The following is an 18,447-nucleotide window of genomic DNA, read 5'->3' on the forward strand; positions in this document are numbered from 1 at the left end:
ACAACAACCATTACCAGTACATGAACTAATTCCCAATATTCCTCATTCTGTATCTAATATAGTCAGTAAATTATTAGCTAAAATTCCAGAGGAAAGATATCAAAGTGCTTGGGGAATTAAAGCAGATCTAGAAACCTGTCTGGATAAATTAAAGACTTTAGGAGAAATTTCAGATTTTCCAATAGCTACTCAAGATATTTGTGAGAAATTTCAGATTCCTCAAAAACTCTATGGTAGAGAACAGGAAATCAATCAGCTATTAACAGCATTTGAGGAAGTAAGTCTGGGAAAAACTGGAATAATTCTGATTTATGGTTACTCAGGTATTGGTAAATCAGCATTAGTCAATGAAATTCACAAACCTATTACAAAGCAACGGGGAGAATTTGTTAGTGGTAAATTTGACCAATTGCAGAGAGATATTCCTTATTCAGGGATTTCTCAAGCATTTCAAGAATTAATCCGTAAACTGCTAAGTGAGCCAGAAATTACCCTACAAAATTGGAAAAATCAACTATTAGAAGCTCTAGGAAATAACGGTCAAATTATTATTGATGTAATTCCTGAACTAGAAAAAATCATCGGTAAACAACCACAAGTTGAACAATTAGGAGCTACTGAAAGTCAAAATAGATTTAATTTCTTATTTCAAAAATTTCTGAGTGTTTTTTGTCAAAAAGAACATCCTCTAGTTATCTTTATTGACGATTTACAATGGGCAGACTTACCTTCTCTAAATTTAATTGAACAATTAATTGTAGATCCTGACAACCAATATTTTCTTTTAATAGGAGCATATCGAGATAATGAAGTGAATTCGACTCACCCTCTAGTATGTACTTTAGAGAAAATCAAGCAAAGGAAAGTACCAGTTAATGAAATTACCCTTTACCCCTTAAAAATTAATCATATTAATCAATTAACTGCTGAAACTCTAAATTGCTCCACAGAAATTACTAAACCTTTAGCGGAATTAGTTGCCAAAAAAACAGGAGGCAATCCATTTTTTCTGACTCAACTGCTTAATTATTTATATCAAGAAAATTTCTTAGCATTTAAACCAGAGCAATCTCCTAGTTACTGGCAATGGGATCTAGAAGAAATTGAGAGAGTATCTATCACTGATAATGTAGTTGAGTTGATGGTCAGAAAAATTGAAAAGTTAGATGAAAAAACTCAACAAGTTCTTAAATTAGCAGCTTGTATTGGCAACAAATTTAATTTAGAAATTCTGTCAATCGTCAATAATAAATCTCAAATAATAACAGCTCAAGAAATACAGTCAGCTCTAGATGAAGGTTTAATAATTCCTCTAGACAATAGTTATAAAGTTCCTCTGCTTTGGAGTTCAGAAGAATTATCAAATAATAGCTCAGACATATCATCTGAGCATTCTACATATATTCCCTACAAATTTTTACATGACCGAGTACAACAAGCAGCTTATTCTTTGATACCAGAAGTAGAAAAAAAGCAGGTTCATCTACAAGTAGGTCGTTTGCTACTAAAAAATATTCAAGAGGATGAATTACAGAATAATATTTTTGATATTGTTAATCAACTGAACGAAGGTTGGGAATTAATTACTGAGCAATTAGAAAAAGATGAGTTAGCTAAATTAAATCTTCAAGCTGGAAAAAAAGCTAAAGCATCTACTGCTTATGAACCTGCTCTTAAATATTTGGAATTAGGATTAGAATTATTAGAGATTAATAGTTGGGAAAATAACTATCAACTGACCCTAGAACTTCATTTAGAAACATTAGAAGTTCTTTACTTAAATGGCAAATTAGAACTGGCTCAAAATATTGATACTATTGTTATCGAAAAATCGAATAAAATCCTTGATAAAGTTAAAGTATATGAGCTAAAAATTAACTATCACAGGTCTCAACTTCAACTAGAATTAGCTATAGATAGTGGATTAGAAATTTTAAAACTACTGGGATTAACTTTGCCAAAAAAACCAGGGAAAATGAAGATTGTAGCTAAACATTTTCAGGTAAAATCACTCCTAAGAAAGACACGGATTGAAGATTTAGCCGAGCTGCCACAAATAACAAATCCCAATCAACTTGCCGCTGTAAATATTTTATCAGCTCTTTATTCTCCTGCCTACTCAACAAATCAAAATTTATTTTATTTGATTATTCTAAATCTACTTTATATTCATATCAAATATGGAAATTCTGAGTTTGCTTCTGTTGCATACATTGGGTATGCTTCTCGCTTATGTGAGACAGTAGAGAACATTGATTTGGGCTATCGGTTTGGTCAATTATCTTTAAAACTATCAGATAGATTAACACTACAATCATTAAAACCTATAGTTTTACATATGTTTTATGGTTTTGTTAAATACTGGAAAGATAATGCTAGTAAAGAGCTAAAACCTTTGGTTGAAGTGGTTCAAACTGGACTTGAGTATGGAGAGATAGCATATAGTGGCTTTGCTGCTGCAAACTATTGTTATATCTCACTATTTTATGGTGGAGAAAATTTACAATCTATTCAAAAAAAAGTTAATGAATATATATCCTTGTTTGCCAAGTATAAGGATAAGTATGGAAATGATTTATTTATTTTTTGCGGGGAATTTTGTTCAGATTTAATCAATATTAACTCAGATAAAAATACTTTTACTGACAAAAGTAAAAAAGATTATGGTTATGATATGGATTTTTATATAAACAATCAATTATACCTTTTAATTCTTTTTGCTGCAATTTTTGAAAATATTAAATTTTATTTTTTAAAATGTTATGTAAAAGCTATTGAATATAGCAATTTATGTGAAAAATATCAAGCTGTTGGCTCTAGTGTGAACTTAATACCTCAGTGCAATTTTTATGAATCCCTTACTCTTTTAGCTGTGGCTTTAGAGAGCAATAAAAATCAACAGAAAAAAAAAATCTTAAAAAAAGTATTTATCAATCAAAAACAAATGAAAAAATGGGCACAAAAAGCCCCAATAAATTATCAAAATAAATATGATTTAGTAGAAGCAGAAAAAGCACGATTTTTAGGAAAAAATTGGCAAGCACAAGAATTTTATGAAAAAGCTATTCAAGGAGCAAAAAAAAATGAATTTATCCATGAAGAAGCCTTAGCTTATGAACGAGCAGCAGAATTTTATCTCGCCCTTGATAGAGAAGAAATGGGTCAACTTTACCTCAGAAATGCCTATCATTGTTATAACAATTGGGGCGCAAAAGCGAAAGTCAAACAATTAGAATCAGAATATCCTCAATATTTTATTAGAATAACAAATCAAAGCACATCTAAAAGTCTGGATACAACCACTTCTATAAGTGGTAATGATGGAGAAATTCTCGACTTAACTACTGTTATTAAAGCATCTCAAACAATTTCTGGTGAAATTAAACTGGAAAAACTCCTCAACAATTTAATGAAAATTGCCATAGAAAATGCCGGGGCGCAAAAAGGCTTTTTAATTCTGAATAATGAAGGTAATTGGTTGATAGAAGCTCAAGGAAAAATTAATAGTGACGAAGTAACAATATCACAATCTATTCCGATAGAATTTGTAGACCCAGAAACATCAATTCCCATTTTACCAACTACCATTATTAACTATGTAATTCGCACTCAAGAAAATATTGTTCTTAGTGATGCACTCCAGGAAGGACAATTTATTGATGACCCTTATATCATCGCCACACAAAGTAAATCAATTCTCTGTACTCCCTTAATTAATCAAGGTAAATTAAGAGGAATTATTTATTTAGAGAATAATTTAACCACAGGTGCATTTACCTCAAAACGAGTCGAACTTTTAAATATACTGTCTGCTCAAGCTGCTATTTCTATTAACAATTCAAGACTTTACGCACAGGTTAGGGAAAATGAAAGCAGGTTAGCTCAATTTCTGGATGCTGTACCAGTAGGTGTAGTAATTATAGATGCTTCTGGTCGTCCCTACTACTTTAACCAAGTTGGCAAGGAATTATTGGGTAAGGGACTAATACCAAATATCACACCAGAACAAATAGCTTCAACCTATCAGCTTTATCAAACAAGCACTGGTCAACAATACCGATCGCACGAGTTGCCTATTACCCGCGCTCTACAAGGTGAAAGTATGAAAACGGAAGATGTTGAGGTTCGGCAAGGTGACAAGGTAATTCCTTTAGAAAATTTTTCTACCCCTGTTTATGACGAACAAGGAAAGATTATTTATGCTATTGGTTCTTTCATAGATATCACAGAACGAAAAAAAGCTGAAGCCGATCGCCAACGTTTTACTAACGAACTATTTGAACTTAATAAAGCTTACGAACGCTTTGTTCCTAATCAGTTTCTCCAACTTTTGGATAAGGAAAGCATTGTTGATGTAGAATTGGGCGACCAAGTACAATTAGAAATGTCAGTTTTATTTTCTGATGTTCGTAATTTTACTACCATGTCAGAAGCGATGACTCCCGATGAAAATTTTCGCTTTATTAATTCCTTTTTATCTAGGATGGAACCAGCAATTTTAGAGCATCAAGGTTTTATCGATAAGTATATCGGCGATGCCATTATGGCTTTATTTTCTGGAAATGCCGATAATGCAGTGAAAGCAGGTATTTCTATGCTCAAGCGACTTACTAAATATAATCAAGAGCGTGCTAATTCTGGCGATCCTCCTATCGGCATCGGTGTCGGTATTAATACTGGTCTTCTGATGTTGGGTACTGTCGGTGGTAAAAATCGTATGGATGGTACTGTGATTAGCGATGCTGTAAATTTGGCTGCTCGGGTGGAAAGTTTGACTAAAAATTATGGAGCATCGTTGTTGATTACGGAACAGACTTTTTCACGACTAAAACAACCAAGTAACTACGCTATTCGCTCCATAGATACGGTTAAAGTGAAGGGTAAATCGCAAAAAGTAACTGTTTATGAAGTTTTTGATACAGATCCACCTGCAGTTAAGGAAGGTAAACTCAAGACCCTACCAAAATTTATAGAAGCTATATCGCTTTACAACTCTGGTCAGTCATTGGAAGCAGGACGAATGTTTGCAGAATGCTTGAAAATGAACCCAAGCGATCGAGTTGCTCAAATATACCTCCAACGTTTCTTTGTGCCTTGAAGAAGCAAGAAGGAAGAAGCAAGAAGGAAGAAGGCAGAAGGCAGAAGACAGAAGGGAAAATTGCATGGGGATATTCTTTGACACGCTACTTTGTGTCTACAAACCCCACAAAATTTTAAGCACCGTGTAGACAGTCGGGTATTAAACTCGCCACAGAAAATATAAATAAAGTTAGTCCATTAGATATTTCCAATTACAGCAGTTTTCATTTGGGTAGACCACAGTAGAAATCTCCAGAAAAGAGGGAGTAGGTAGCTTTGCTGTAGGCAGTAGGGAACCCACCCCTAACCCCTCCCAGGAGGGGAATAATTGATAATTTCTGTACGATATAGATATTGATTTTTTATTATTACCAGATGTCTAGTAGGGACGTTCCATGGAATGTCTCTACAACGTTTGATGTGTGAAGATGTGGTTCATCAATTTGAAAAGCGCTGTAATAAAAAATAAAATCGATTATCGCACAGAAATTATCAATGATTTCCACCTACTCCCTCTTTTGGAAGAAATGTCTATTTTGTGATGAAAGATTTCAAGAAACCTCACTATGACTAATCACCCAACTCATTAAATTTTGCCACTCAGAAGTTTTAGCCAATTTATCGGCATCTAAATCATCCCCTACATTCTCAGAAAATCCTGTAAAACTGTCAATCCAATTAATTACTGTTCCCACAGGTAAAAAAGGAGAGTATTTCCAAGACCTTTGTAAATATTCCACCATTTCAGAATAGAAACCCGTATAGTACAAATACCACGAGCTCCAGACCAAAGTATTATAGCGCACCTGTTTTTCTAACAACTGAACCTCCAAAGGTAGAGACTCCGAGGCAAAAAACTTATCCAAAACCCCATTAATAGACCGCGCCTGAGATACCCCATCTCGCATTGTATTCCGGTCATGCTGACGATAACAAACAGTAGATTCTCGCAACCAGTCAGCCTCACAACCCTGCAAAGCCAAACGTAAAACTAAATCAACATCCTCCGCATGACCTAATCCTGCTTCAAAACTTCCCACCTGTTGCAACCAATCTCGCCGAAACATCAAAGTACCCATTGTGCCTATTGGTTTCCATCGCAACCACCCCTCCAAATCCAATTTCGGCACATAATCCCAAGGTTTCTCATCTTTAATAGTTTCACCACCCTGATTCACTCTGCGCCACCCACTGTGAACAATTCCCAAATTCGGTTGCGCATCAAATACCCCCACCTGAGCGGTCAGTTTATTTGATAGAAAAAAATCATCTGCATCCAGAAAAGCAATTAACTCTCCCTGCGCCAGATCTATACCATGATTTCTCGCTGCTGAAACTCCCTGATTTTCTTGATATACATAACGGATAGCCTCAACATAAGGTTCCAAGACCAAACGGGTATTGTCTGTGGAGCCATCATCAATCACAATTATTTCATAAGATTGATAAGTTTGAGCCAAAACACTTTCTATGGCCTGATAAATATAGCGATCGCCGTTGTAAACGGGTATAATTACGCTTACCCGTGGAGTTGTAGTAGTTGACATGAATTTATTTAGTGGTAGTTCTTAGGTCTTAGGTTGTAGGTTTTAGGTGGAAATTCAAGAGGGAACACTGGATATTGTAGAGACTTTCCATGGAAAGTTTCTATATTCTTTGAGAATTACAGCAAGTTCAAAAAATGGTAGTGGTGCATTGTAATGATATAGCAAGTGGGAGCATCTTGCTCCCGTTCTAATTATTCTTGTCACGGTACAGACAGTGGGAGCATCTTGCTCCCGTTCTCAGTTTTCCTGATCTTCACCTACCATTACTGATGTTGATGATTTAAGGTATGATATCATGTGTGGATAATTAGAGATAGAACTCTCTGGACTTACGCACGGACACTAAATCCAGTGAGGGCAAATGCCATTCGCCCCTACATATGGCGTTTGAAAGATGGATTTGCGTAAGTCCTGACTCCTGACTCCTGACTCCTGACTCCTAACTCCTAACTGCTACACGAGGTAGTCGATGCTTGAAACTACAAAGAATTTCCCAGGAAATAGTCCCTAAAGTATTTGCCCAGTCTTCAGCAGAAATTTGATACTTACCTTGCTCCCCCAATAAAGTGACTACCTCACCTGTTTCTAGATCGGGAATAGCACTCACATCTAACATCAATTGATCCATAGTAATAGCTCCCACTTGAGGAATCAATTTATCGCGCACAATAACTTTCATTTTATTAGAAAGGTTACGAGGTACACCGTCAGCATAACCAATACCTACTACTGCTAAACGCATCCGCTTTTTGGCAATAAATTGATAACCATAACTAACACCAGTACCTGCTTCAATAGTTTTGACCTGTGTCACCCTAGCTTTAACCTGCATTGCCGGTTTTAAACTAACTTTCTGATGCAAATGAGGTGCTGGATAGAGACCATAAATGGCTAAACCCACTCGCACCATATCGTAATGAAAAGCAGTGTCAGTTAAAGTTGCTGCCGAGTTAGCAAAATGAAATTGTACATCACTAGAAAAACCTTCTCCATCAATACGACACGAACGTATTGCTTCCTCAAACCTTTGATGCTGCTTTCTCATCACTGTTTGGTCAGGACTATCTGCGGTGGCTAAGTGAGAATAAATACTTGCAATCTTTAAATTTGGTAATCCCTGGACAAATTGTACAAATTCTACTGCCTTTTGCCAAGGCATTCCTAAGCGAGACATTCCTGTATCCAACATCAGATGCACTGGCATTGCTTTAGTGTAATGAGAAAGAGTCTCTGAAAAAACTAAAGCTTGCTGAGGCGTACAAATAGTTGGTTGAAGTTGCCAGTGAGCGATCGCTTGAATTTGTTCTGGTCGGTCTGTTGCCCCTAAAATTAAAATTGGTGCTTCAACTCCAGCTAACCTTAATTCTATTCCCTCTGGCACTGTTGCGACTGCCAACCAATCTGCACCTGCCTCTAAAATAGTTTGAGATACTTGACACGCTCCATGGCCATAAGCATCTGCTTTAACTACTCCCATTAATTTAGTTTTTGCTGATAGAATACTTTTAAGCCGTCGCACATTATAGGCCAATGCCCCGTCGTTAATTTCTACCCAAGCTCTTTGACAAATCCCTCCATAAGCATCACTTTCTATCGAGTCCTGATTTAAGCTTTCTGTTACTAGAGTTTTAAAAGAAGCGTTTTCCCAACTCAACATTCTGACTTACTCCTCAATTAATTAACTTTCCGATTAAAACTATTTGCTACCATAATTGTGATTATCAGGCTATACAACTACAGGTCGGGAAAATTATTTTTATAGGGAACAGTTAATATTAACAAGTAGTTTAAACAATCCAAAATACAAAATTATCAAATCATACCCAGAATCAGCAACGCCAAAAATTTTTTTATACCTTAAATTTGTCTGTCAGAAAATTGTTTAATACCAAGCGTGAAAAAAGAATGTTACGAATAGACATCTCCAGAAAATAAACTTGCTCTTTATTTGCTATAAACTAGGGTATAATAACTCAAAAAATAATTTTCCGTGTTTTTTTCCTAAAAACATCTTCCCTGTTCTCTCCATACCTATTTCCTATTCCCTACTTTTACAAAAAGTTTATATCTTTTTCACTAGATGTCTAATAATCAGGGCAATTAAAATACTTTATAGGAGATTTCTCTTGGACTAAAAATATAAATTCTGACCTAAAAACTGGTATTAAAGCCATTCCCATAAGACTCCTGATGACTGAATTCCCCTCCACGGTCGGGGGAGGGGCGAGGGGTGGGTTGACTCCTAAGAAATATCCTAGCTATTTGTAGCAAACATTGATCAAATTGGTATAACTCTCAACTTTTGTCCCAAGCAAAGATCGATTGTGTTAACCTATGAGAAAATATTATCTTTTCAGAAATATCAATGGCCAATGTTTTAGTGTTGAACGCTTCTTATGAACCGCTCAATATCACGAGTTGGCGACGAGCGATCGTCTTGTTGCTCAAAGGTAAAGCGGAGCAGATTGAACATAACGGGGTATATATCCTGCCAGATATTCCCTTGCCCACAGTTATTCGACTGCGATACTACGTCCGAGTTCCTTATAAAGATATTCCTTTGACGCGCCGAAACATTATGCACCGAGATGGTCATTCCTGTCAATACTGTAATTATACGGGGGATGATTTAACCTTAGATCATGTAGTGCCGCGATCACGTGGTGGTGGCGATACCTGGGAAAATCTTGTAACTGCTTGTGTTCGCTGCAATGTCCGAAAAGGTAGTCGCACGCCAAAGGAGGCTAATATGACTTTGCATTATCTTCCTCGAAAACCCTATAGTGGCCTTTACTTTGAATTGACTAAACACGTTAAAAGTGGTAGGAATAAGGAATGGCAAAAATATGTGATTGGTTTATAAAGCCCCTGTCTATTTGAAGGCAGGGGTTTTTTGTATGGAAAATAGCAAGGCAGAAGGCAGAAGGCAGAAGGCAGAAGACAGAAAAAAAATCTGGCTTTGTCTGAGTCTTCAGCCCCTTCGACTACTATTAGACATCTCCGGTCATCAAAAATCAAATCAATGATCGTGCATAAATTATCAATTCTTTTCCCCTACTCTGTATGGACGTTGTATACAACGTCTCTACTGCCTACTCCCTATGCATGGAGGAGATGTCTATTAGTTTTTTGATTAAAATTGACTTTTATTATATAAAGTGGTATTTGCAGTTTTGGATAGCAGTTACAGTGACATACTCCCACACGCTCGCTGACGCTATAGTGTGGGCTTCTCGTTTCTCAGTCCCGGTACCCCGTCGGACAAGCGCGTGCTTTAAGGACGTCTGGGCCCTACCGCCCTGTGTTTTACATTTCTGGCAGCATTTTGATCACGACACATCACAATGCCACAATGCGGACAGGAATGAACTCTATCTGATAATTTTTTTGAAACCTTTTCACCACAATTTGAGCAATCTTGGCTTGTACCATTGGGATTCACAGCTATTGTTTTCTGCCCAGCTTTCTCAGCTTTGACAGCAAGAATAGTTAGGAATTGTCCCCCAAATCGCATCATTGATTGATTTACTCAATTGATAGGCAGTCCGCATAACGGCAAATTTCCGATATCATAAAACATAATAACAGAAGTTTTTTCAAGACCAAAACTTTGGGATAATATTTGTAAATTAATGGGACATCGAGTCCCATTAATTTACCGCCGATTCATCTGGTCACCAAATCGAAGATTATGGTGCGAGGCTTCTCGGCGATTTAGCTAAAAGCTCATTATCTCTAACAAAAATTTGATAATATAGTTTGAATGCTAAACAGTTTATGAGTATAAATGTTTATTTCATCCGTCATGGTATAGCTGCAGATGCAGAAAATTATCCCACAGATGCCGAACGTCCTTTGACAGAAACAGGCGATCGCAAAACTCACAAAATTGCTCAACAACTCAAACAATTGGGCCTTCATTTCAACCTAATTCTTACCAGTCCTCTAGTTAGAGCGTATCAAACTGCTAAAATTCTTCAAGAAAATAAATTAAGCTCTAAAGTAGAAGAATTTTTACCACTAGCCCCTGATGGTGAAATTAATATCTGGCTAAAATGGCTCAAAACCTGGCAACCTCAAGAAAATAGGGAATTAGCACTCGTAGGCCATCAACCAGACTTAACAAATTGGGCAGAAATTTTAATCTGGGGAGAAGCTAGACAAGTATTGATACTCAAAAAAGCAGGGGTTATAGGCATTTCTTTACCTGAAACTGGTTCACCAGTAGGCAATAGTCAAATGTTTTGGTTGACACCACCAAGATTTCTGCTTAATTAGGGTCTGCTGAAAAAATTGGTTGGTGGGGGTAGGACACGGAGACGCGGAGACGCGGGGACGCGGAGATGGGTGAACAGGCAATGGTTTTGCCATTTTATGTGAAGAAATTTTCTTGAATTTCAGCAGAAAATTTCAGTAAATTGATGCCAATAAGAGCCATAAACTTGGAGATAAACTGAATAGAAAAAGCTCCTGAGTCTTAGCTATCCTGACTTTTAGCTTTATGAGTGCAAGCCCTAATTAGACCAAATTCAAAAAATAAAATTAATTGCATAGCAGGGAACAGGGAACAGGGAAAAAAGCTTTTTTCTGTCTCAGGTTGATCATCAATATAAGTCAAATACTAGCTCGTTCCTTGCTATATATTTGATAGTCATTTTAGTTATAAGTTATAAATTAATAGTTAACATTTGCTGCAAAGAAGACTGACGAATAATAAAGATTAGGTTCAAATAATTGATTAAAATTCAAGAATAAAATAGCAATAATACAGGATAAAATAGCCAAAAATAGACGTGCTTGGCATTTTAAATTAACCCACAAACTTTGTTACTGGGCAGACAATATTTTTGTTGAAGTTCTTAACTTTAAATCATGATAAGCGAGGAATTGTGAGAAAGCAATTTTTAGACTCTGAAATAGATCGGTCTATTAATGAAATACTTTCTAATATTTGCAGGAATTGAGGCAAGTATTATTTCTATGGTTGAACGGCGGAAGTATCAATAGCCAGAATTATTAATAAATTATTGTCAAAACCACAACACAACTAAGCTAGTTGATAATGTAAGTTCAGAATATTCTAACTAAGTAATAAGGTATAGTAATGTCTGTCGTCTGCATAGAATTTAAACCAGGTTTAGAAGGTGTTCCCGCTACCCAATCAAGTATCAGCCACGTCGATGGACAGCTAGGAGTACTCGAATACCGAGGCATTAATATTCAGGAACTGGCAAAAAAGAGTTCTTTTCTGGAAACAGCATATTTATTAATTTGGGGCTATCTTCCTAGCAAAGAAGAATTAGAAAGCTTTGAGCATGACATTCGCTATCACAGAAGAATTAAGTATAGAATTCGGGACATGATGAAATGTTTCCCAGAAACTGGACATCCCATGGACGCTCTACAGACTTCAGCAGCAGCTTTGGGTTTATTTTATTCTCGCCGTGCTCTTGATAACCCAGAATATATTAGGTCTGCAGTCGTTAGGTTACTGGCCAAAATTCCAACTATGGTAGCTGCTTCCGAGTTAATGCGTAAAGGTAACGATGCCGTACAACCAAAAGATGACCTGGACTATGCAGCCAACTTTTTATATATGCTGAATGAACGGGAACCCGATCCGCTAGCAGCACGGGTATTTGATGTTTGCCTGACTCTCCATGCTGAACATACTATTAATGCTTCTACATTCTCAGCTATGGTAACTTCTTCTACTTTGACAGATCCTTATGCAGTTATAGCTTCGGCAGTGGGAACTTTAGCTGGCCCACTACATGGGGGTGCTAATGAAGACGTTATTAATATGTTGTCCGAAATTGGTTCGGTAGAAAATGTTAGGCCATATCTAGAAAAATGTTTGGAGACAAAGGCAAAAATTATGGGTTTTGGTCACAGAGTCTATAAAGTGAAAGACCCACGAGCTATTATTCTTCAGGAACTGGCAGAAAAGTTATTTGAAAAGTTTGGCCACGACAAATATTATGAGATTGCTTTAGAGATGGAAAAGGCTGTAGAGGAAAAATTAGGCCATAAAGGGATTTACCCAAATGTGGATTTTTATTCTGGTTTGGTTTATCGAAAATTAGGGATATCTAGCGATCTATTTACACCAGTATTTGCTATAGCTCGTGTAGCTGGTTGGTTGGCTCACTGGAAAGAACAGTTAACAGAAAATCGGATTTTTCGTCCTACACAAATTTATACAGGAGAGCATAATACTTCTTATACTCCTATTCAAGAACGTTAAGCAGGGTTTGCGTATGGAAAGTCTTTTTCCTGGGGTAGGAGACAGGAGACAGGAGAATTTATAGGAAGTAGGAGTAAGAATTGCCCCAAGATTTTTCTGCCCAACCATACACCTAAAATACTAACTTTTTGAGCTTTTTAGACTGAAAACCAGGTACTTTTTTCGATCCTAAAAAGGCTAAAGTCTTCATAAGTCAATGCTTTTAGATTTAATCACCAAGCCCTAAGTATTTGATAATTCAGAAGTTGTTTTTTAGGCTGTCGCGGAGATGAAATGCTATGGGACATGAAAAATGTAAGTCTTCTGGAAGAAATAGTATGATAGAAGGAAAAAACGCATAGGTTTGTACCATAGACTGTTCATGCTGCACAGTATCTCAAGAGCAGCTTCGGGAAGATGTCAAGGATGTTACTAAAAGTCGTTATTAGTAGGAAACTATTAATGATTTTTTTAACCTATGAATATTTTTGCTTCTGCCTTTGTAATAAGCTTTCTCCTACTAGCAGTTGGATTTATTACCCAGAAGATTTTGATTGGGAGGGAGACTAAATGGTCTTTTCCTAATATGAATAATCAAAATGTCAAAGACGACGAATTAAAATTAAGCAGTCCAACTCAAGAATTGTTGTATTCCAAAGTTCTGCTTTATACCAGTATTGTTGGCATTATGGGGGGATTAGTTGCTACAGCTTACTACTTTGTTTTAGAACACTTTTTGGAGTTTGTCTGGGAAACAGGGAAGCACTACTTTACAGGAATTTTCCCGGATTGGTTCCCAGCATGGAACTACACCTGGATTGTATCAACAATTGGGGGATTGGGTGTCGGTTTGTGTCTCTATTTCTTTGGTCAACCAGGAGAAATGGCAAAAGTGATCGAAAAAATTCACGATCCTGGCCGTTTGGAACCGAGTCAAACACCAGGAATGATTGCGACTTCTTTAGTATCAATTACTGCTGGTGGAAGTTTGGGACCTGAAGCACCCCTGGTACAAATTAATGGTAGTTTAGGAAGTTGGATTGCAGATAAACTGAATTTGAGTCTTAAGGAAACAAGAGTTCTGACCTTTTGTGGTATGGGTGCAGCATTAGCAGCATTCTTTGGCGATCCGGTTGGTGGCCCGTTATTTGCCCTGGAGATTCCTCATCGTCGCGGAATTCAGTATTATGAAGCAATTATTCCGGCAGTTGTTGCAGGAATTTTTAGTTTTGGTGTGTTTCGGTTTGGCACTGGGTTAGAAATTGGAGGTATCTATCATTTTGACTACTTTGATAGTATTCCTGCTTTGAGTTGGCTAAATCTTCTGGAAGCTGGAGTTCTAGGAATAGTTGGTGGTTTAGCTGGAATTTTGTTTATTGGGATTTTTCGACTCACAGAATTGGCCATCCAACCTATTGAAAATAGGCATATTTGGCGTGCAATTTTGGGAGGATTGGGAATTGGTTGGTTGGCAGTTTTATATCCCCAAACTCTCTTTTTTAGCGAGCAGCAAATTGAAACTCAATTAATTGAACCAGCTAGTACATTTACGGTTGTGACGTTACTCGGAATTTGTCTGGCTAAAATGATGGCCATTAGTTTCACCATTCATGGTGGATTTCGAGGGGGTTTTATTTTTCCTCTATTTTTCACGGGAGCAAGTTTAGGGTTGGCCATCAGTTTTTGGATTCCAGGAGTACATCCAACTATTTCGATGTTATGTTGCATGGCTGCTATTAATGTAGCAATTACCAAAACTCCGATTAGCACCTCGATTATTTTGAGTGTTTTATCTGATACATCGATAATTCCGATTATAGCGATCGCTAGTTTTACCAGTTTTATATTGACTAGCAATATTGGTTTATTAAGGACTCAACGTCCTAGGAAGCAAGAGGAAAATTTAAGTATTGAGGTTGGTTAATGTGTAATACTTTTCTACTGAATGTCTATTTAATAATGAATAATTAATAATGAATAATTAATAATTAAGAGTTGATAGTTAATAATTATTTATTCAACAATTCAGGTTTAAAGCCGACCCTTTTAAGGGGATAAAATTAAAAAAATCCTTTTAGTCAATCTTCTTCTTTTAAGAAGAGGTAATTATTAATTGTTAATTATTAATTGTTAATTGCTGAACCCTAAGATGGATATTCCTCAATCCCTACTACGAGACTCTAATTATAACTATTTAATCGGACATGATATAACTTGATAAACCAGACCTATATCGATGAATGAAACTATTACTATAAGTCTAGAAAAAATTTGTGTATCAACTAATTTTCCCTATGGTGAAGCTTGGATACCAGATGAAGATAAAAATCTACTACAACTTAGTTCCAGCTATTATATTAATTCCGGCTTTGGCAACAAGGATTTAGAACAATTTTGGGTTTGTAGTCAAGATTTTATATTATCTAGGGGTGAAGGCTTACCAGGACGAGTTTGGTTATCAAAACAACCGGAATGGATTATAGATGTAACTATCGAATCTGAGGGATATTTTTTACGCAATCAAATTGCGAAAGCTTTTGGAGTCAAAAGCGGCTTTTCTGTGCCTGTAATTACACAAAATCAAGTTTTGATAGTGTTAGCTTTTTTTACATCACAAACTCATTCTAAAGATACCAAAATTATAGAAATAGCAACAAATAAAGCCGAAAGTTTAGGACAGCTTCTATTCAATTTATAATAGACATCTGTTGTGGGTTTAAAGGTGGTTTCTTAGACCTTCAGGTGCGAGAATGGAAATGTCTCAACTGTGGGGCAAAACACGACCGCGATGAAAATGCAGCAATAAATATATATATTAGTCGCTCCTTGGGCATGCCTCCTACGGAGGAGCTTCGCTAACGGAGACAAAAAAGCGCACCGAACCCGCGCCGCCGAAAGGCGCAAGGGAACGCGGAGCAAGAAACGGACGTGGAGGTAAGTGTCACCCACCCCCATCCCCTCCCGGGAGGGGAGCAAGAGGGGTGGGTGCAGCAGCCTGTGAGACGTCAACCCGCTGAGGAGTTACGGCTCAGTAGGAACCCCCGCGCCTTTAGGCCAGGGAAGATGTCAATAATCCCAGAACCCTATCTTTCTGATAAAATCAACAAGCAAAGTAATAATACTTATTGAAGCCTACTCTAAATGAATTCAGGAATCGATCTACAAAGAACATTTATTCAAGCTCTCGTAGACTTGGGCTTATCCCCAGAAATAGCCAGAACCGTTTGGCTACCATTACCCATGTTATTAATGATTATCGCTGCTACAGTCAGTGTTCTAGTGACAGTGTGGCTAGAGCGAAAAATTTCCGCAGCAGCTCAACAAAGAATTGGCCCGGAATTCATCGGTCCTTTGGGAACTCTAGCACCTTTAGCTGATGGCTTGAAGCTAGTTTTCAAAGAAGATGTTGTTCCTTCTAAAGCAGACCCTCTACTTTTTACTTTAGGTCCTGTAATAGTAGCCATCCCAGTATTTTTGTCCTATCTAGTAGTTCCTTTTGGACAAAATTTAATCATTACAGACCTGGGGGTAGCAATATTTTTATGGATAGCTCTTTCCAGTATTCAGCCAATTGGTCTGCTGATGTCTGGTTATGCCTCCAATAATAAATATTCTCTACTAGGAGGTTTACGAGCAGCAGCACAGTCTATTAGTTATGAAATACCTTTAGCTTTAGCTGTACTGGCAGTAGTGATGATGTCCAATAGTCTCAGCACAATTGATATTGTTGAGCAACAATCAGGCTATGGAATTTTAGGATGGAATATTTGGAGACAACCAGCGGGTTTCCTCATTTTCTGGATATCAGCATTGGCAGAATGTGAAAGACTTCCGTTTGACCTTCCTGAAGCAGAAGAAGAATTAGTAGCAGGATATCAAACAGAATATACAGGGATGAAATTTGCCCTTTATTACCTGGCGTCTTACATTAATTTAGTTCTATCCGCTCTTTTTGTCGCAATTTTATATCTAGGTGGTTGGGAGTCCCCTGTACCAGTTGGACTTCTCAGTGACTGGTTAGGAGTAAGTGAAACAACTCCCTGGCTACAAATAATTACTGCTACTTTGGGCATTACTATGACATTGCTCAAAGCTTATTTTCTAGTATTCATTGCTGTGTTATTACGTTGGACATTACCAAGAGTCAGGATTGACCAATTATTAGACTTGGGATGGAAGTTCCTCCTACCCGTTGCTTTGGTAAATTTATTGTTAACTGCAGCCTTAAAGTTAGCCTTTCCATTTGCTTTTGGTGGATAAATTAGAAGCCAGGAGCCAGAAGTCAGAAGATAGAATTAATTAGTCCCTGGTTTGTAGACATGGAGGTATTTCTCCTGAATATCCTCTAATAAATTCAAGACCAGCAAATATTAATGTTTGTGAGGGATTTTAAAGATATAATCCAATTCTAAATTATGTCTTTTAATCCTACTCCCTACTCTCTACTCCCTACTCTCAATCAGATGTAGCAAGACTTTTGAGAAATGGTATAAATCCATAGCTGATTTGAGACTTTTAGATTAAACTGTATCGAAAATCTAAAATTACTTTTGCTAATTAATTAGACTTCCTAGGAGAAAACGCCATGCTCAAATTCCTCAATCAAGTAGGCGAATACGCTAAAGAAACTTTTCAAGCTGCTAAATATATAGGTCAGGGTTTATCTGTAACTTTTGACCACATGAGCCGCCGTCCTATTACTGTACAATACCCCTACGAAAAACTTATTCCTTCTGAAAGATTTCGAGGCAGAATTCACTTTGAATTTGACAAGTGTATTGCTTGTGAAGTTTGTGTGAGAGTTTGTCCGATTAATTTACCTGTAGTTGATTGGGAATTTAATAAGGAAACCAAAAAGAAAAAGCTCAAACATTACAGTATTGATTTTGGTGTTTGTATTTTCTGTGGTAACTGTGTGGAATATTGTCCAACTAACTGTTTATCCATGACGGAAGAGTATGAACTTGCAGCTTATGACCGCCATGAGTTGAATTATGATAATGTTGCCCTGGGAAGATTACCATATAAGGTGACAAATGACCCAATGGTAACTCCTATGCGAGAATTAGCTTACTTGCCTAAGGGAGCTATAGACCCTCATACAGTTCCTCAGAATGCACGTCGCGCTGGTCTTCGTCCGGAAGAAATTCTCGAACAAATGGAAGCTGAAAAACCAGTGGCAGAGGCTACAGAAAAATAGCTATTAGTTTGTTAATCAGGACTTACGCAAATTAACCTTTAAAACGCCATATGTAGGGGCGAATGGCATTTGCTGACGCAAAGCTCCGCTAACGCCCTCACTCGGTTTAGTTTCTGTGCGTAATTACTGTTAATTATTAGGGCGTGTCATCAATTAGCTCTAGGTGCCATGCTATGACTGAATTTCATGCTGTGAGTGCCTCGGCAGTCACAACCGCTCAAAACCTCTCCGTGAAAGGAGTCTGGAATTTAAATGATGACACGCCCTAGTTGTGAAGTAAGATTCAGCTATTAGTGGTCAGCTCTTCCTTTGGAATGCTACGCAAACAGCTTTTGAATGAATGAAGTAAGCATTCGTTTAACTTCTACTACATTTTCAACTCTATGAAAAGAAAT

General features: G+C 37.1%; 13 protein-coding genes. 10 read left to right on the plus strand and 3 right to left on the minus strand.

Annotated features, from left to right (window positions below; translation table 11 throughout):
• Positions 1 to 5,098: AAA family ATPase (locus F6K15_RS33885; RefSeq protein WP_293069896.1), on the plus strand; the 5,098-nt coding region annotated here is incomplete at its 5' end.
• A gap of 532 nt (positions 5,099 to 5,630) precedes the next feature.
• On the opposite strand, the gene F6K15_RS33890 is transcribed toward F6K15_RS33885, so the two are convergent.
• Both F6K15_RS33890 and alr read right to left on the minus strand, forming a co-directional pair.
• Complete coding sequence (locus F6K15_RS33890; RefSeq protein ID WP_293069898.1) at positions 5,631 to 6,626, minus strand: glycosyltransferase; 996 nt, start codon at positions 6,624 to 6,626, stop codon at positions 5,631 to 5,633.
• A gap of 439 nt (positions 6,627 to 7,065) precedes the next feature.
• On the minus strand, positions 7,066 to 8,283 hold the full coding sequence (gene alr / locus F6K15_RS33895; protein ID WP_293069900.1) for an alanine racemase: 1,218 nt from the start codon (positions 8,281 to 8,283) through the stop codon (positions 7,066 to 7,068).
• Between the two features lie 708 nt (positions 8,284 to 8,991).
• Here alr and F6K15_RS33900 point away from each other — a divergent pair.
• Together F6K15_RS33900 and F6K15_RS33905 are read left to right on the plus strand one after the other, a co-directional pair.
• The gene (locus F6K15_RS33900) at positions 8,992 to 9,489 is read left to right on the plus strand and encodes an HNH endonuclease (protein WP_293069902.1); all 498 of its coding nucleotides are present in this window, start codon (positions 8,992 to 8,994) and stop codon (positions 9,487 to 9,489) included.
• A gap of 34 nt (positions 9,490 to 9,523) precedes the next feature.
• Positions 9,524 to 9,652 carry a hypothetical protein gene (locus F6K15_RS33905; protein ID WP_293069904.1) on the plus strand — a complete coding sequence of 43 codons (129 nt, stop codon included), beginning with the start codon at positions 9,524 to 9,526 and terminating at the stop codon, positions 9,650 to 9,652.
• A gap of 248 nt (positions 9,653 to 9,900) precedes the next feature.
• On the opposite strand, the gene F6K15_RS33910 is transcribed toward F6K15_RS33905, so the two are convergent.
• On the minus strand, positions 9,901 to 10,143 hold the full coding sequence (locus tag F6K15_RS33910; protein ID WP_293069905.1) for a transposase: 243 nt from the start codon (positions 10,141 to 10,143) through the stop codon (positions 9,901 to 9,903).
• Between the two features lie 260 nt (positions 10,144 to 10,403).
• Here F6K15_RS33910 and sixA point away from each other — a divergent pair, with 260 nt between their 5' ends.
• From sixA to ndhI, 7 genes are all read left to right on the plus strand, one after another.
• A complete protein-coding gene (gene sixA, locus F6K15_RS33915) occupies positions 10,404 to 10,904 on the plus strand; it encodes a phosphohistidine phosphatase SixA (RefSeq protein ID WP_293069907.1) in 501 nt (166 codons plus the stop codon).
• 826 nt (positions 10,905 to 11,730) lie between these two features.
• Positions 11,731 to 12,873, plus strand: a complete 1,143-nt coding sequence (locus tag F6K15_RS33920) for a citrate synthase (protein ID WP_293069909.1) — start codon at positions 11,731 to 11,733, stop codon at positions 12,871 to 12,873.
• 457 nt (positions 12,874 to 13,330) lie between these two features.
• Entirely contained in the window at positions 13,331 to 14,776 is a 1,446-nt protein-coding gene (locus F6K15_RS33925) for a chloride channel protein (RefSeq protein WP_293069911.1), read from the plus strand.
• A 312-nt stretch (positions 14,777 to 15,088) separates the two neighbouring features.
• Positions 15,089 to 15,550, plus strand: coding sequence for a GAF domain-containing protein (locus F6K15_RS33930; RefSeq protein WP_293069913.1), 462 nt, complete (start codon positions 15,089 to 15,091; stop codon positions 15,548 to 15,550).
• A 5-nt stretch (positions 15,551 to 15,555) separates the two neighbouring features.
• Complete coding sequence (locus F6K15_RS33935) at positions 15,556 to 15,711, plus strand: zinc ribbon domain-containing protein (protein ID WP_293069919.1); 156 nt, start codon at positions 15,556 to 15,558, stop codon at positions 15,709 to 15,711.
• Between the two features lie 282 nt (positions 15,712 to 15,993).
• The gene (gene nuoH / locus F6K15_RS33940; RefSeq protein WP_293069915.1) at positions 15,994 to 17,112 is read left to right on the plus strand and encodes an NADH-quinone oxidoreductase subunit NuoH; all 1,119 of its coding nucleotides are present in this window, start codon (positions 15,994 to 15,996) and stop codon (positions 17,110 to 17,112) included.
• 325 nt (positions 17,113 to 17,437) lie between these two features.
• Entirely contained in the window at positions 17,438 to 18,052 is a 615-nt protein-coding gene (gene ndhI, locus F6K15_RS33945; protein WP_293069917.1) for an NAD(P)H-quinone oxidoreductase subunit I, read from the plus strand.
• Positions 18,053 to 18,447 lie beyond the last annotated feature (395 nt).

Origin of the sequence: Okeania sp. SIO2B3, from assembly GCF_010672525.1 — a bacterium.
Taxonomy (GTDB): Bacteria; Cyanobacteriota; Cyanobacteriia; order Cyanobacteriales; family Microcoleaceae; genus Okeania.

Excerpts from the sequence above, each read along its gene's own strand:
- sixA (WP_293069907.1), top strand. The coding sequence starts at position 10,404 with ATGAGTATAAATGTTTATTTCATCCGTCATGGTATAGCTGCAGATGCA.
- F6K15_RS33890 (WP_293069898.1), bottom strand. The coding sequence starts at position 6,626 with ATGTCAACTACTACAACTCCACGGGTAAGCGTAATTATACCCGTTTAC.
- ndhI (WP_293069917.1), top strand. The coding sequence starts at position 17,438 with ATGCTCAAATTCCTCAATCAAGTAGGCGAATACGCTAAAGAAACTTTT.
- F6K15_RS33925 (WP_293069911.1), top strand. The coding sequence starts at position 13,331 with ATGAATATTTTTGCTTCTGCCTTTGTAATAAGCTTTCTCCTACTAGCA.
- F6K15_RS33920 (WP_293069909.1), top strand. The coding sequence starts at position 11,731 with ATGTCTGTCGTCTGCATAGAATTTAAACCAGGTTTAGAAGGTGTTCCC.
- nuoH (WP_293069915.1), top strand. The coding sequence starts at position 15,994 with ATGAATTCAGGAATCGATCTACAAAGAACATTTATTCAAGCTCTCGTA.
- F6K15_RS33930 (WP_293069913.1), top strand. The coding sequence starts at position 15,089 with ATGAATGAAACTATTACTATAAGTCTAGAAAAAATTTGTGTATCAACT.
- F6K15_RS33900 (WP_293069902.1), top strand. The coding sequence starts at position 8,992 with ATGGCCAATGTTTTAGTGTTGAACGCTTCTTATGAACCGCTCAATATC.
- alr (WP_293069900.1), bottom strand. The coding sequence starts at position 8,283 with ATGTTGAGTTGGGAAAACGCTTCTTTTAAAACTCTAGTAACAGAAAGC.
- F6K15_RS33905 (WP_293069904.1), top strand. The coding sequence starts at position 9,524 with ATGGAAAATAGCAAGGCAGAAGGCAGAAGGCAGAAGGCAGAAGACAGA.
- F6K15_RS33910 (WP_293069905.1), bottom strand. The coding sequence starts at position 10,143 with ATGATGCGATTTGGGGGACAATTCCTAACTATTCTTGCTGTCAAAGCT.